General features: G+C 34.9%; 14 protein-coding genes. 7 read left to right on the forward strand and 7 right to left on the reverse strand.

Features of this window, described 5'->3' with window-relative positions; translation table 11 throughout:
- Positions 1-576: TerB family tellurite resistance protein (locus ACN0QX_RS04395; protein WP_417195685.1), on the reverse strand; the 576-nt coding region annotated here is incomplete at its 3' end.
- A gap of 211 nt (positions 577-787) precedes the next feature.
- Between ACN0QX_RS04395 and ACN0QX_RS04400 the strand changes: the two genes are divergently transcribed.
- The 4 genes from ACN0QX_RS04400 to ACN0QX_RS04415 all read left to right on the forward strand — a co-directional run bounded on the left by ACN0QX_RS04400 (position 788) and on the right by ACN0QX_RS04415 (position 3762).
- Entirely contained in the window at positions 788-1198 is a 411-nt protein-coding gene (locus ACN0QX_RS04400) for a BrxA/BrxB family bacilliredoxin (RefSeq protein WP_248396640.1), read from the forward strand.
- 102 nt (positions 1199-1300) lie between these two features.
- Positions 1301-2038 carry a lysophospholipid acyltransferase family protein gene (locus ACN0QX_RS04405; protein ID WP_248396642.1) on the forward strand — a complete coding sequence of 246 codons (738 nt, stop codon included), beginning with the start codon at positions 1301-1303 and terminating at the stop codon, positions 2036-2038.
- An 11-nt stretch (positions 2039-2049) separates the two neighbouring features.
- Positions 2050-3039: an acyl-ACP desaturase gene (locus ACN0QX_RS04410; protein ID WP_248396644.1), complete on the forward strand. Its 990-nt coding sequence runs from the start codon at positions 2050-2052 to the stop codon at positions 3037-3039.
- Positions 3040-3105: 66 nt separating this feature from the next.
- Positions 3106-3762 carry an HD domain-containing protein gene (locus tag ACN0QX_RS04415; protein WP_417195686.1) on the forward strand — a complete coding sequence of 219 codons (657 nt, stop codon included), beginning with the start codon at positions 3106-3108 and terminating at the stop codon, positions 3760-3762.
- An 87-nt stretch (positions 3763-3849) separates the two neighbouring features.
- Here ACN0QX_RS04415 and ACN0QX_RS04420 read toward each other — a convergent pair whose 3' ends face one another.
- From ACN0QX_RS04420 to ACN0QX_RS04445, 6 genes are read right to left on the reverse strand one after another with little or no spacing between them, the layout of a single operon-like run.
- Entirely contained in the window at positions 3850-4632 is a 783-nt protein-coding gene (locus ACN0QX_RS04420; RefSeq protein WP_248396648.1) for an enoyl-CoA hydratase/isomerase family protein, read from the reverse strand.
- 60 nt (positions 4633-4692) lie between these two features.
- The gene (locus ACN0QX_RS04425) at positions 4693-6150 is read right to left on the reverse strand and encodes a sensor histidine kinase (protein ID WP_248396650.1); all 1458 of its coding nucleotides are present in this window, start codon (positions 6148-6150) and stop codon (positions 4693-4695) included.
- Positions 6151-6195: 45 nt separating this feature from the next.
- Positions 6196-6744 (reverse strand): CopD family protein, encoded by a 549-nt coding sequence (locus tag ACN0QX_RS04430; RefSeq protein WP_248396652.1) that lies wholly within the window; start codon positions 6742-6744, stop codon positions 6196-6198.
- 10 nt (positions 6745-6754) lie between these two features.
- Complete coding sequence (locus tag ACN0QX_RS04435) at positions 6755-8119, reverse strand: MATE family efflux transporter (RefSeq protein WP_248396654.1); 1365 nt, start codon at positions 8117-8119, stop codon at positions 6755-6757.
- A 35-nt stretch (positions 8120-8154) separates the two neighbouring features.
- Entirely contained in the window at positions 8155-9189 is a 1035-nt protein-coding gene (gene hemH, locus ACN0QX_RS04440; protein WP_248396656.1) for a ferrochelatase, read from the reverse strand.
- A gap of 50 nt (positions 9190-9239) precedes the next feature.
- The gene (locus ACN0QX_RS04445) at positions 9240-10133 is read right to left on the reverse strand and encodes a helix-turn-helix transcriptional regulator (protein ID WP_248396658.1); all 894 of its coding nucleotides are present in this window, start codon (positions 10131-10133) and stop codon (positions 9240-9242) included.
- Positions 10134-10329: 196 nt separating this feature from the next.
- Here ACN0QX_RS04445 and hemA point away from each other — a divergent pair, with 196 nt between their 5' ends.
- From hemA to hemE, 3 genes are all read left to right on the forward strand, one after another.
- On the forward strand, positions 10330-11592 hold the full coding sequence (gene hemA / locus ACN0QX_RS04450; RefSeq protein WP_248396661.1) for a glutamyl-tRNA reductase: 1263 nt from the start codon (positions 10330-10332) through the stop codon (positions 11590-11592).
- Complete coding sequence (gene hemC / locus ACN0QX_RS04455) at positions 11585-13162, forward strand: hydroxymethylbilane synthase (protein WP_417195687.1); 1578 nt, start codon at positions 11585-11587, stop codon at positions 13160-13162. Before hemA ends, hemC begins: the two co-directional genes overlap by 8 nt.
- 92 nt (positions 13163-13254) lie before the next feature.
- Positions 13255-14280: a uroporphyrinogen decarboxylase gene (hemE, locus tag ACN0QX_RS04460; RefSeq protein ID WP_417195688.1), complete on the forward strand. Its 1026-nt coding sequence runs from the start codon at positions 13255-13257 to the stop codon at positions 14278-14280.
- Positions 14281-14287 lie beyond the last annotated feature (7 nt).

Consider the following 14287-nt stretch of genomic DNA (forward strand, 5'->3'; position numbering starts at 1 on the left):
CGCATTATCACTGCTATTATAAAACATAGCTTTTATGCTTTCATAATCTATGGAGCGAATACCTAAATAGCCTGAAATAGTATAAATTTTATTTACTTCTGCTTCCGTTACATGACCATCGGCTTTGGCTATTCCAAATAGAAAATGTAATAATTGTAAACGCGACGGATGATCCATCATTTGTCTGATTTGTAAACACACTTGCTGCACAGGAATTTCCTGCTTATTAATTCTTTTAAACAACTGAAAAGCATGATTAGCACGCTCTTTCCCGTACATGTGTGCAAACTGCTGACGTACAAAATCCAATTCGCGTTGGTCCTGCTTCCCATCGGCCTTTATAACCACTGATGCTAACACCAACAAACTAACCTCAAAATCGCCAGAACGGGTTTGTGCTCTTGTTGGTCGGGATCCATAGGTTCCGCCCTTTTGACCTTGACCGAAAATAGTATCCAAATCTGTTCTATCTGAAAACACATCCATTAATCCACCTAAAGCCAAGCCTATTATAGCACCAATTGGGCCACCAAACGACCAGCCTATAGCGGCTCCTATCCATTTTGAAAAATTCATGTAAACGCTAATTTTTTATTTATATAAAAACCTGAAACTATTAAAATACTTCTAAAAACTGAAGAATGGATTTTCAGGTTTACGAAATCCATTCTTAAAAATTAAAATTTTGCGTAAATATACTATTTGTTAGTAGATTGCTTACGGCATTTGTTACACAATTGGTATCTTTGCAATTCAATATTTATTAATCATATAAAACAGAATATATATGTATCCAGCAGAATTAGTAAAACCAATGCGTGAAGACTTAACCAAAATTGGTTTTGAAGAATTACACACTGCCGAAGCTGTAGATGCAGCTTTAGCAAAAGAAGGTACAACACTTGTGGTTGTAAATTCCGTTTGCGGTTGTGCAGCAGCCAATGCACGTCCAGGAGCGCGCATGAGTTTAGATAACACTAAAAAACCAGACCATATTGTAACGGTTTTTGCAGGTGTTGATAAAGATGCCGTTAACCAAGCGCGTCAGCACATGGTACCATTTCCTCCAAGTTCACCTTGTATGGCTTTGTTTAAAGATGGCGAATTAGTACACATGCTTGAACGTCATCATATTGAAGGTCGTCCAGCTGAAATGATAGCAGAAAACTTAAAAGATGCCTACAACGCAAATTGCTAAAACAGGTATTTAATTCAAATTTAAACCACGATTTTATCGTGGTTTTTTTTGTGCATGAAACAGTTTAAAGTAATTTAGCAGTACTTATTAGATATCATTAAAATGGAAAAAATTGTCGCCTATATTTTAACGAGTATTTATGCCGTTTTCTTTTTATTAACATTGGTTGTTTTCCACCCAATTCAATGGTTTTGTTTTAATGTGCTAGGTCGTAAAGCCCATAAAATTAGTGTAGATTGGTTGCAATTCTTCATTATGCGCTGTACCAATATTTTAGGAACGCGTTACACTTTTACCAACACCCATGATATTCCAAAAGGTCACCCTGTAATTATTGTGGCTAACCATCAAAGCATGTATGATATTTCGCCTATAATGTGGTATTTGCGCGAGATTAATCCAAAATTTATTAGTAAACAGGAACTTGGAAGAGGTATTCCAAGTGTGTCCTATAATTTACGTCATGGTGGATCGGTTTTAATCGACAGAAAAAACCCAAGACAAGCACTTCCAGCACTGATGAAATTTGGTGAATATATTGAAGAAACCAAGGGTACAGCTGTTATTTTCCCAGAAGGTACGCGAAGTAAAAATGGCCAACCTAAACCATTTCAAACAAAAGGACTCGAAATTTTAATTAAAAAAATCCCGTCCGCCATTATAGTTCCTATTACCATTAACAATTCCTGGAAGCTATTAAAATATGGGAAATTCCCAATGGGAATTGGAAATCATGTAAAATTAACGGTTCATAACCCTATAAAATTAGCTACCTTTGAGAATAAGTCGAAGCTAATTGAGCAAATTGAAAGCACAATTGCCTCGGCAATAGAACTTTAAAATTCAACATTATGTCTTTAAAAAACGTACGATTGGAAGTCATGCAACACCTTGAAAAGGATGTGGATGCACTTATAGAAAAATATTTAATTCCTGTTGATAGTATTTGGCAACCATCAGATTTTTTACCGAATTCTGAAAGTGATAATTTTCTAGAAAGTGTGAAAGAAATCCGTGAGCTTTCTAAAGAATTGCCTTACGATTTTTGGGTAGTTTTAGTAGGTGATATGATTACTGAAGAAGCCTTACCAACCTACGAATCTTGGTTAATGGATGTAGAAGGTGTGGATCAAGTGGGACGAAATTCTTGGGGAAAATGGGTTCGCCATTGGACCGCTGAAGAAAACCGCCATGGTGATGTACTGAATAAATACTTGTATTTATCGGGACGCGTAAATATGAAAGAAATTGAAATAACCACACAGCACCTTATTGCTGATGGTTTTGATATTGGAACTGATCGTGATCCTTATAAAAACTTTTTATACACCAGCTTTCAGGAATTGGCAACTTATATTTCGCACAACCGCGTAGCCAAATTAGCAAAAGATAGAGGCAACAAGCAACTATCTAAAATGTGTAAAATTATTTCTGGTGATGAAATGCGTCACCATCATGCTTACTGTGAGTTTGTAGAACGCATTTTTGCTGTAGACCCTAATCAGATGATGCTTGCGTTTCAACACATGATGAAATTAAAAATCACGATGCCAGCACATTTTTTAAGAGAATCTGGAAATAAAATAGGAACAGCTTTTGAAGAGTTTTCAAACACAGCACAGCGAATAGGTGTCTATACATCTGCTGATTATGTGGCTATTTTAGACAAATTATTAGTACGTTGGGAAATTGATAAAATTACCAATCTGTCTGATGAAGCTGAAAAAGCAAGAGATTACCTCATGAAATTACCAGCGCGTTTAACCCGACTTTCGGAACGCATGAAAGTACCTGAAAACTCATTTCAGTTTAAGTGGGTGGAGCCCGCTTCTTTAAAGTAATATTTCAGATATTAATTTTTAAATTCCTTTCAGTTTACTGGAAGGAATTCTTATTTTTAACACTTTATGAAAAATCAACAAACACTAACAAATACCATCGCTTTTGTAAAAACCCAGTTACAAGATGCCGAAGGGGGACACGACTGGTTTCATATAGAACGTGTATATAAAAACGCCTTACTTATTTCAAAAAACGAAGCTGTCGATGATTTTGTGGTCGCTTTAGGAGCTTTACTTCATGACATTGCAGATAGTAAATTCCATAATGGCAATGAAACTATTGGTCCACAAACAGCACGTGAATTTTTGTTTAAAGAAAATGTGGATTCCAAAACCATTGAGCATGTCGTTCAAATTATTATGCATATTTCATATAGTTCAAGTTTAGATCCCAATAAATCTTTTTCATCACCCGAATTGGATGTGGTTCAAGATGCAGACAGACTAGATGCATTAGGAGCCATAGGCATTGCCAGAACTTTTAATTATGGTGGCTTTAAAAATCGGGCACTTTATAATCCAGAAATTAAACCTGATTTAACTATGGATAAGGAGACTTATAAGAAATCAAAAGCTCCTACCATAAATCATTTTTATGAGAAGCTACTGCGCCTAAAAGACACCATGAATACCAAGACGGGAAAAAAAATAGCTGAAAAACGGCATCAATTTATGCTCGGGTTTTTAGAGCAATTTTTTGCCGAATGGGATGGAAAGCGATAAATTTCATTAAAAATTTTCACCATTTGCCATAAAAAAACCTGAAAACAAAGTGTGTTCAGGTTTTAATTTACTACAAATTATTGAGTTTTATTTCCCTGGGAAATCGGCTTTACGTTTTTCTAAAAAGGCTGTTGTTCCTTCTTTAAAATCGTCTGTTCCAAAGCAATTTCCAAATTCTTCAATTTCTACATCGTATCCATTTACACCATCTTTAAAATTCGCATTAACGGCTTTAATAGCACCTTTTATGGCTACGGATGAATTACGCATAATTTTGCCAGCAATTTTTTCTGCAAGCGGAATAAGTTCTTCTTCTGTTGTTACGTGGTTAACCAATCCGTATTCCAAAGCTTGATTGGCATCAATCATTCCCGCTGTCATAACCATTTCCATGGCACGACCTTTACCTACTAATTGTGGTAAACGTTGTGTACCACCATAACCTGGAATAACACCTAATGACACTTCAGGAAGTCCCATTTTAGCATTCATACTCGCTATTCTAAAATGGCAAGCCATAGCCAATTCTAATCCGCCACCCAATGCAAAGCCATTAACGGCAGCAATAACTGGTGTGCTTAAATTTTCAACAAAATTAAAAAGAAGGTCCTGACCTTTAGCTGCTAATTTCCCGCCATTATATTCATCAAAGTTGGCAAATTCGCTAATATCTGCTCCTGCAACAAAGGCCTTTTCGCCACTTCCCGTAATAATAATAACTTTAGTGGCCGAATCCGAATTGGCAGCTTTAAAAGCATCATGCAATTCCTGAATGGTTTCCTTATTTAAAGCGTTTAATTTACTAGGTCTGTTTATTGTAATGGTTGTTAATCCGTTTTGGGTTTCGGAAAGAATGTTGTTATATGACATGTATATTGATTTTTAACAAGTGGCTCCAAGTAATCAGAGCACTCCTAATTAATATTAAATTTATTTTTTAGGAATCGTTACTGTAAACGTCGTTCCTTTATTTAGTTGTGATGTAAAGGTAATATTTCCGTTATAAGTTTCCACAATATTCTTAACCATTCCTAAGCCTAATCCCATTCCACTATTTTTGGTTGTAAATTTGGGCTCAAATATTTTTTCTTTATTTTCTTCTGAAATACCTTTTCCATTATCGGTTACAATAATGTTTACAAACCCATTATCGTCCCGAACCTCAACAACAATTTTTGGTGTTTTTAAACCATCTTCAGGAATGGCTTGAATACCATTTTTAACTAAATTAGTTACCACACGAATGAGTTGTGTTCTATCAAAATTGGCTATAATTTCCTTCTTTTCGGCTATAAAAACAATGTAATCTTCATTAAAAATATCCAAGGCTAACTTAACAATTTTTACCACATTTAAGGTTTCATTTTCTTGAGCAGGCATTTTTGCAAAATTTGAAAATGCCGAAGCAATAGAACTCATAGTATCTATTTGTTGAATTAAGGTTTTGCTATATTCATCTACTTTTTCGTAAATATTAGGGTCTTCAGGATCAAATTTACGTTGAAAACTTTGGACACTCAACCGCATGGGTGTTAGTGGGTTTTTAATTTCATGAGCCACTTGTTTAGCCATTTCGCGCCAAGCTTGTTCACGCTCGCTAGTTGCTAATTTTACCGCACTGGCTTCTAGCTCGTCAATCATACTATTATACGAGTTTACTAGAATAGCAATTTCTTGACTGGTAGAGCCAATATCAATCTTTTTATTACGTGTTTCAAAGCGTGTTTCATTCATTTTATCACTTATAGTTTTAAGTGATTTTGTAATGTATTTTGACAATAAATAGGCTAAACCAATAGCAATAATTAACATTACAAAATAGGCATAGCTTAAGCGTTCTAAAAATTCGCGTAATTCTTTATTTAGAAAATCATCGTTTTCTAAATAATGTAAATTCAATATAGCTAGCGGTTTAAAACGTTTATCTGTGATGATGGAGTAGGATGATAAATAATTATCAGAATTCTCCAAAGTATTCGTTACGTAGCGATGGTCTAACGAATGAGAAATGGTATTTAATATTTTAGCATCCAAACATTTGGTTAGTGAATCAGATTCAAAACTGGCTTTAGATGATTTTAACAAACCACCTTCTAAATCATACAGATTTATTTCCATATTATGGATGGTAGCTATTTGATAGATGGCATCCTTGAAAATAAGCGTCATCATTTCAGGAATTACCTCGTAAGTGGTTTCCTTAATGGTATACTCTATACTGGCCCGAATGTTTTCCTCCTTACGCTCCAGTCTATCTTGATGATATTCTCGAGCTTCCTCATTATATTGATAAATGGTAACACCCGCAATTAGAATAGAAGCCAATAACACCAACAAAATCATGGCAATAAAAATGCGTAATCTTAAAGAGAGTCTGGCTAATTTCATGTATCGCGTTTAAGTTTTTAAGTCATCAAGAATTACGCCAATATTTTAAGCATTGGGATTTTTGCTTCTAATATTTTTATAAATCTTAAACCCTAACATCAATAAAATACCTAAAACGAATATACCTATTACACCAAATACCCAATTTATAGCGCTTTTCAGGATGACTAAAAACACAACGGCAAATAGAATAAAAGTGGCTCCTTCGTTCCAAAGTCGCATAAAATTTGATGATTTCCGTACATCATCATTCTGAAGTTGTTTATAAAATTGATGTGTTTTTAATTGGTAAATAATAAGTAGTAAAACAAATAGTAATTTAACATGCATCCAAGGTTGTTCCAACCAAACCGGTTGTAAAACCAGCAACCAAACAGCAAAAACAGTTGCTAAAATAGCAGATGGCCAGGTAATGATATTCCAAAGTCGCTTGGCCATTAATTTTAATTGCGTGCCTAAAATTTCTTTGTCTGGTGATGGTTTATGATATGCTTCAATTTGATACACAAACAATCTAGGAATGTAAAACAAACCTGCAAACCAAGTAACGACAAATATAAGATGAAGGGATTTTATGTAGTTGTAATATTCCACGTGATTAAAATTATGAGTTATTTTCAGTTACGGGTAAGGTAAGACTCTTTTTTATTTCCTTTTGAAGAAAAAATCCGGTAACAATAGTTGATAACACATCAGCAATAGGAAAGGACATCCAAACACCCATTTCGCCATAAAAATGGGGCAAAATTAAAATGAGCGGGATAAAGAAAAATCCTTGCCTTGTTAGTGTTAATAGTAATGCCGGAATAGCCTTTCCTACAGCCTGAAAATAGGCAGCACCAATCAGTTGTAGTGCAATAATAGGTGTGGCTGCAAAAACCCATCGCATAGCGCTTGGAGTTTCCGCAATTACTTCGGTATCTGATGTAAATAAACGCGTAATTGCTTCTGGAAAAATCATTAATAAAAGAAAAACTAAAGTAGCTAAACCCGCAGCATATTTTATAGCCGTATATATGGTTTCTTTAACACGATCATACTTTTCTGCACCATAATTATAACCAGCTATTGGCAAGAATCCTTGGGTAACGCCAAAAACGGGAAAAAGCGCAAACATGAGCATTCGTCCTACAATAGCGTACGCCGTAACGGATGTTTCGCCACCTAAATCGTACAGAATATTATTCATAAATAAATAGGTAATACTAACAACAGCTTGTCTAGCAAGAGTAACGAAACCTAATGAACTGATTTCTGAAACGATGCTTTTATTGAGTCCTAAATGCGAAAAATTCAGTTTTAATTCAGAATGTTTAGATAGAAAAAACCAAACGATAAAAGCAAGACATAGAATATAAGAACCCGTTGTTGCCCATGCGGCTCCTGCCATACCATAATCCAACAGGTTTATAAAAACGTAGTCTAAAATTAAATTTCCCACGGACGGAATTAGCATGGCATACATGGCAAATTTGGGTTTGCCTTCTGCACGAATTACCGTGTTTCCCATCATGCTTAATGCTAGAACAGGAACACCATACAATACAATTTTATAGTAAATTTTGGCTGGCTCAAAAATAGCACCTTGACCACCAAAAGCAGGAATAATATCATTTACGTAAATTAAACCAAAGGTAACCATGGCAATGGTTAGCAACAACGTTAAGGTAATTTGATTTCCAAAAACTTTTAAAGCTTTTACGGAATTATTGGCACCAAGAGCTCGGGAAATAATGGACGACCCTCCTATTCCAATGCTCATACCTAAAGCGGCAATAAAGAAGGAAACAGGCAACACAACATTAATAGCTGCAATAGCCGTTGAACCAATCCATTGACCTACGAAAATGGTATCGACTAAAATATTTAGCGACATAACCAAAATACCTATAGATGCCGGTACAGCTTGCTTGATAAGCAATTTACCGATGGGACTTGTACCTAATTCTACAGATGCAATTTTAGCCATATTTATTTCCTAGATAATCGGAATTTCACTACAATTTATACGGTTTCAGTTTCAGAAGTTGCCCAGTTATTAATCCATTTAGCTAATAAATCAACCCAAGGCTTATCAGCGTTTAAACAAGGAATTGTGGTAAATTCATTACCGCCCATTTCGTGGAAAATTTCTTCACCTTCCATGGCAATTTCTTCTAAAGTTTCTAGGCAATCACTCACAAAGGCTGGCGTTACAATTGCCATGTTTTTAATGCCTTCTTTTCCTAGTCGTTCAATGGTTCGGTCTGTATATGGTAACAACCACGGATCGAAACCTAAACGGGATTGAAAACTAGACGAATATGTACCAGGTGCAAAACCTAATTTTTCAGCCACTAAACGCGTCACTTCGAAACATTGATGTCTGTAACAAAATTCATGTGCTGGAGATGGTGTTGCACAACAACTTCCATCAATTTTACAATGCGACTTGGTAATATCACTTTTTCGAATATGACGTTCCGGAACACCATGATACGAAAACAACAAATGTTCGTAATTTTTGCCTTCTAAATGTCGGGCAATACTATCGGATAGCACGTTAATATAATCAGAATTATTATAAAAAGCAGGTAAACTAGTGATGGTAACGTTTGGAAAATGTGCTTGACGAATTTCCTCTGCCAACACCAAAATAGTTTCCGTTGTTGCCATAGCAAACTGCGGATATAATGGTATTAAAAACACGGCATCAACACCTTTATCTACTAATTCTTGAATTCCCTTTTTAATAGTCATACTGCCATAACGCATGGCCAAAGCTACAGGATAATCCACCTCTTGCTGAATACGTTCCTGCAACTGTTCAGAAAGCACAATTAATGGCGAACCGTTTTCCCACCATATTTTTTTATAAGCAGCTGCTGATGCTTTTGGACGCGTATTTAAGATAATACCTTTTACAATCAAGGTACGTGCCCAAAGTGGCACATCAATTACACGTTCATCCATTAAAAATTCTCCTAAATACTTTTTTACATCTTTCGGTTCTGGACTATCTGGTGAACCTAAATTAACGAGTAAAACGCCTTTTTTCATTCAATATTTTTTTTGGTAACTAAAGCTCTTTTTGTATTCCGAATTTGAATTTACGAAGATACTGACATTATGTATTTTTTTGGCGTTGTGCCATATTTCTTTTTAAAGGCGGCAATAAAATGACTAGATGTACTGTAACCAACTTTTAAACCTACTTCATTGACGTTATTATCACCAGATTCTAATAATTTTCTGGCAACTTCCATTTTATAATCAAATAGAAAACTAAATACAGAATCGCCATAAATTTCTTTAAAACCTTCCTTTAGTTTCTTTAAACTTAATTGAATTTCATCTGCTAATTCCTGAAGCGTTGGAGGTTCAGACATGCGTGAAATAATAATATCTTTCGCTTTCTTAATTTTCAATACATTGGTTTCATCCGCTAAAAATGGACATTGTTCAATATTAGCATCTTCGCTTCTATTAAAATACAAACTCAATAATTCGTATGCTTTCGCTTTAAAATACAAGCTTTTAACAGATGAGTTTAAATTATAATTAATCAATTGATTAAGCACAATAGCCATTGATGGCGAAATGACACTATCCTTATAATACTTTTTGTCCTTATTGTCACCACTTAAAAACGTGATGTAATTGGCTTCTTGCGAAAATAATCCGTGAAATTTTTGAATCGAAAAAATCATGGATACCAACCAAGATTTTGGTTGAACACTCATGTGTATCGGTAAATCACGTTGCGGATTGTATAATAATAAAGCCGTTTCTTCTTTTATATTTAAAGAATAACTCCCATTATTAAACATAAAGACACTAGAACCTTTTACACAGAAATGAAATTGAATAAAGCTACTATCAATCTCGCGTTCAACTATTTCGGCTTGGTCATTATCATTTTGATAGGTTAAAATGATAAATCCATCATCTACATTCGTTTCTTTAAAAGTTCTTTGAGCGACATTTTTTACAGTATCTGCCATAGATATTTTTTCTTTCTATTTAGATTCATTCTAAACTAATAAGTCTAAATTCGTTGGTACGACTGCAAAAGTATGACATTTATCATATTATTTTGAAAAATAACGTTAAAAAACCCGTAACGATACTAATAGTTCTTTGAGCGTTACTTTATTCCACATTACCAATCTACATTTGTTAGGAATTTTGAAAACGATTATGGAGCAATACCAAATTTCTAAAGGAACCTACTTCTACGCCATCGGGATAAGTTATAAAAAAGCGGATGCCGAAATACGTGGCCACTTTAGTTTAGACGATTCTGGAAAACAAGCCCTGTTAGAACAAGCCAAAAACAGTGGTGTTGAAAGCTTGATAGTTACCTCTACGTGTAATCGTACAGAAATTTACGGCTTTGCAGAACATCCATACCAACTTATCAAACTCTTGTGTGATAACACCAAAGGTACCGTTGATGAGTTTCAAAAAGTAGCTTACATATATAAAAACCGTGATGCTATCTCACACATGTTCCGCGTAGGTTCTGGATTAGACAGTCAAATTTTAGGTGATTTTGAAATAATAGGTCAATTGAAAAACGCCACGATTGCGTCAAAAAAATTAGGTCTTGTTAATTCATTTTTAGAACGTTTAATAAATTCCGTTATTCAAGCAAGTAAACGCATTAAAACAGAAACAAATATTTCATCTGGAGCTACATCGGTTTCATTTGCATCTGTTCAATATATTTTAAATGAAGTTACTGATGTTGCTTCAAAAAACATCCTATTATTTGGAACAGGCAAAATAGGGAGAAACACCTGTGAAAATTTGGTGAAACACTCTAAAAATTCACACATAACCCTTATTAATAGAACAAAAAATAAAGCAGAACGCATTGCAGGTAAATTCAATTTAATTGTAAAAGATTACGCCAATTTACAAGAGGAAATTAGCGCGACTGATGTTTTAATTGTTGCAACAGGCGCACAATTACCAACCGTTGATAAAGATATTATTCAGAACAAAAAACCGTTATTAATTTTAGATTTATCCATTCCGAAAAACGTTAATAGCAACGTTACAGATTTACCAAACGTAACTCTAATTCATATGGATCAATTGGCGGAAATGACAGATGCCACGCTTGAAAACAGACGTTTGGACATTCCGCGTGCAGAAGCTATTATTGAAGACATCAAAGCCGAGTTTAGCAGTTGGTTGGTAACTAGACGTTTTGCACCAACCATTAAAGCTTTAAAGTTAAAATTAACGGATTTTAAAAATGCGGAACTAGATACACAACGAAAAAAAATAGCCGATTTTAACGAATCGCAAGCTGAACTGATCAGCAATAATATTATTCAAAAAATTACCAATCATTTCGCGCATCACTTAAAAGATGATGCCGTTACTACTGATGAAAGCCTAGAACTTATAAAAAAGGTATTTCAACTTGAAGAAACCATAAAACATGTCTAAAACAATACGCATTGGCACACGTGATAGTGAACTAGCACTATGGCAAGCCAAAACAGTCCAAAGCATCATAGAGCAACTTGGACATAAAACTGTAATTGTGCCTGTAAAATCTACAGGCGATTTAGTTTTAAACAAACCCATTTACGAACTTGGAATTACAGGTGTTTTCACAAAAACATTAGATATTGCCATGTTAAATGATGACATTGATATTGCAGTACATTCCTTTAAAGATGTACCAACCTTATTGCCAGCTGGCATTGTTCAGGCAGCCGTAATTAAAAGAGGAAATGTTAGAGACACGTTGGTATTTAAAAATAACGAAGAATTCTTATCACAGAAAGATGCCGTAATTGCCACTGGTAGTTTACGCAGACGTGCACAATGGCTAAACCGCTATCCAACACATACTGTTGAAGATATTCGTGGAAATGTAAACTTACGTCTACAAAAATTAGAAGATAACGAACACTGGAATGCCGCTATTTTTGCCGCTGCTGGATTGGGACGTATTGATAAAAGACCCGAAAATGCCATTAACCTAAATTGGATGATTCCGGCTCCTGCTCAAGGTGCTATTATGGTTACGGCTTTAGAGGAAGATGAAGAAATTCGCGCCATCTGTGCCGAAATAAATCATGAAGAAACCGAAATTTGTACAACCATAGAACGCAAATTTTTAAACCTATTAGAAGGTGGTTGTTCTGCTCCTATTGGTGCATTAGCTTTTATTAAAGACGAAGAAATAAACTTTACAGGTGTTTTATTAAGTCCTGATGGAAGTAAAAAAATTGAAGTTACTAGAAACGAGAAATTAGGTGAGCACCATAATTTAGCACAATTTTGTGCCGAGTATGTTATTGAACGTGGCGGAAAACGCCTCATGGATGATATAAAAAATTCAGATAGAAAAATAAATATCTATTCAACCAAAAGATTAACGGAAGACCAACGATTATTGTTTCATAATGATGTGGTTGCCGATAGTAGTGATTTTGCTAAAATCAACTTAAATCGTATTCACCCAAGTATTTTAAAGAAAGAGATTGAAAACGTGATTATTACTAGTAAAAATGGCGTTGAATCTTTAACCACAAATTATTCTGCTGCCGAATTACAGTTTAAAAATATTTACTGTGTAGGTCGTCGTACCAAGCGTATGATTGAAAAACGCATCGGTCCCGTTAAGTTTGCTGCTAATTACGCACAAGATTTAGCAGAATATTTGGTAGAATTTATGGAGGGTACAGAAGTTACTTATTTCTGTAGTAACTTACATTTAGACACCATACCAACTATTTTGGCCGAGAATAATATAACTGTTAATGAGGTAGAAGCTTACGAAACAAAATACGATGGAAAAGTTATAGCCGATTCGGTTGAAGGTGTTATGTTTTACAGCCCATCAACGGTTGAAAGTTATATACAAAAAAACAAAGCCAAAGGTGTTGCATTTTGCATTGGTACGACCACAGCAGACGAAGCCAAGAAATATTTTAAAGATGTGCGTATAGCAAAAGTACCAACGGTTGAAAGTGTGGTAGAATTGGTTAATGAATTCTATATTTAAAATTTAAGGATTTCAAATCTGTCAAACGATTTAAAGTTAAGTATTAAAATAAAAACAGCTAGTAGCAAATTGCCAGTAGCATATAGCAAGATATGATTAAGAACGATTTATTTTTAAGAGCATTAAAAGGTGAAACCGTAGAGCGTCCTCCAGTTTGGATGATGCGTCAAGCAGGGCGTTATTTACCAGAATTCATGGAAATAAAAGCCAAATATGATTTCTTTACGCGTTGTCAAACCCCAGAGTTAGCAAGTGAAATTACGGTTCAACCTATCCGCAGGTACGGCATGGATGCAGCCATTTTATTTAGTGATATTTTAGTGATTCCGCAGGCTATGAATATTGAGGTTCAAATGAAACCTAATTTCGGGCCTTACTTACCCAATCCTATTCGCACGCAAAAAGACGTGGACAACGTTATTGTTCCGGATGTAACGGTTGCTTTGGATTATGTATATCAAGCTATTAAAGCTACCAAAGAAAAGTTAAACGATGAAGTGCCATTAATAGGTTTTGCAGGTTCACCATGGACTATTTTATGCTACTGTGTACAAGGGCAAGGCAGTAAAAACTTTGATAAAGCGAAGGAATTTTGTTTTACAAATCCCGTTGCTGCACACCAATTATTACAAAAAATTACAGATACAACTATTGCTTATTTAAAAGAAAAAGTAAATGCTGGTGTTAATGCCGTTCAAGTATTCGATTCTTGGGGTGGCATGTTATCACCTGTTGATTATCAAGAATTTTCTTGGCAATATATCCAACAAATTATTGATGCTTTAAAAGATGAAACGCCTGTAATTGCTTTTGGTAAAGGCTGCTGGTTTGCCTTAGATACTATGGCAAAATCTGGCGCATCAGCTTTAGGCGTTGACTGGACATGCTCACCAAAAAATGCCCGTTATTTAACTGGTGGGAACATTACTTTACAAGGTAATTTTGATCCAACGCGTTTGTTTTCGCCACCAACGGAAATTAAAAAAATGGTTCATCAAATGATTAATGAGTTTGGAAAAGATAAATATATCGTAAATTTAGGTCACGGTATTTTACCTAATATTCCTTTGGATAATGCCAAAGCGTTTATTGATGCTGTAAAAGAGTATCGTGCCTAAACGTCAT

The organism is Bizionia sp., from assembly GCF_048259285.1.
In the GTDB taxonomy this organism is placed as follows: domain Bacteria; phylum Bacteroidota; class Bacteroidia; order Flavobacteriales; family Flavobacteriaceae; genus Algorimicrobium; species Algorimicrobium hallyeonense.

Bases quoted from the DNA above. Each gene is read 5' to 3' on its own strand.
- ACN0QX_RS04400 (WP_248396640.1), top strand. From the start codon at position 788: ATGTATCCAGCAGAATTAGTAAAACCAATGCGTGAAGACTTAACCAAA.
- ACN0QX_RS04405 (WP_248396642.1), top strand. From the start codon at position 1,301: ATGGAAAAAATTGTCGCCTATATTTTAACGAGTATTTATGCCGTTTTC.
- ACN0QX_RS04410 (WP_248396644.1), top strand. From the start codon at position 2,050: ATGTCTTTAAAAAACGTACGATTGGAAGTCATGCAACACCTTGAAAAG.
- ACN0QX_RS04415 (WP_417195686.1), top strand. From the start codon at position 3,106: ATGAAAAATCAACAAACACTAACAAATACCATCGCTTTTGTAAAAACC.
- ACN0QX_RS04420 (WP_248396648.1), bottom strand. From the start codon at position 4,632: ATGTCATATAACAACATTCTTTCCGAAACCCAAAACGGATTAACAACC.
- ACN0QX_RS04425 (WP_248396650.1), bottom strand. From the start codon at position 6,150: ATGAAATTAGCCAGACTCTCTTTAAGATTACGCATTTTTATTGCCATG.
- ACN0QX_RS04435 (WP_248396654.1), bottom strand. From the start codon at position 8,119: ATGGCTAAAATTGCATCTGTAGAATTAGGTACAAGTCCCATCGGTAAA.
- hemH (WP_248396656.1), bottom strand. From the start codon at position 9,189: ATGAAAAAAGGCGTTTTACTCGTTAATTTAGGTTCACCAGATAGTCCA.
- ACN0QX_RS04445 (WP_248396658.1), bottom strand. From the start codon at position 10,133: ATGGCAGATACTGTAAAAAATGTCGCTCAAAGAACTTTTAAAGAAACG.
- hemA (WP_248396661.1), top strand. From the start codon at position 10,330: ATGGAGCAATACCAAATTTCTAAAGGAACCTACTTCTACGCCATCGGG.
- hemC (WP_417195687.1), top strand. From the start codon at position 11,585: ATGTCTAAAACAATACGCATTGGCACACGTGATAGTGAACTAGCACTA.
- hemE (WP_417195688.1), top strand. From the start codon at position 13,255: ATGATTAAGAACGATTTATTTTTAAGAGCATTAAAAGGTGAAACCGTA.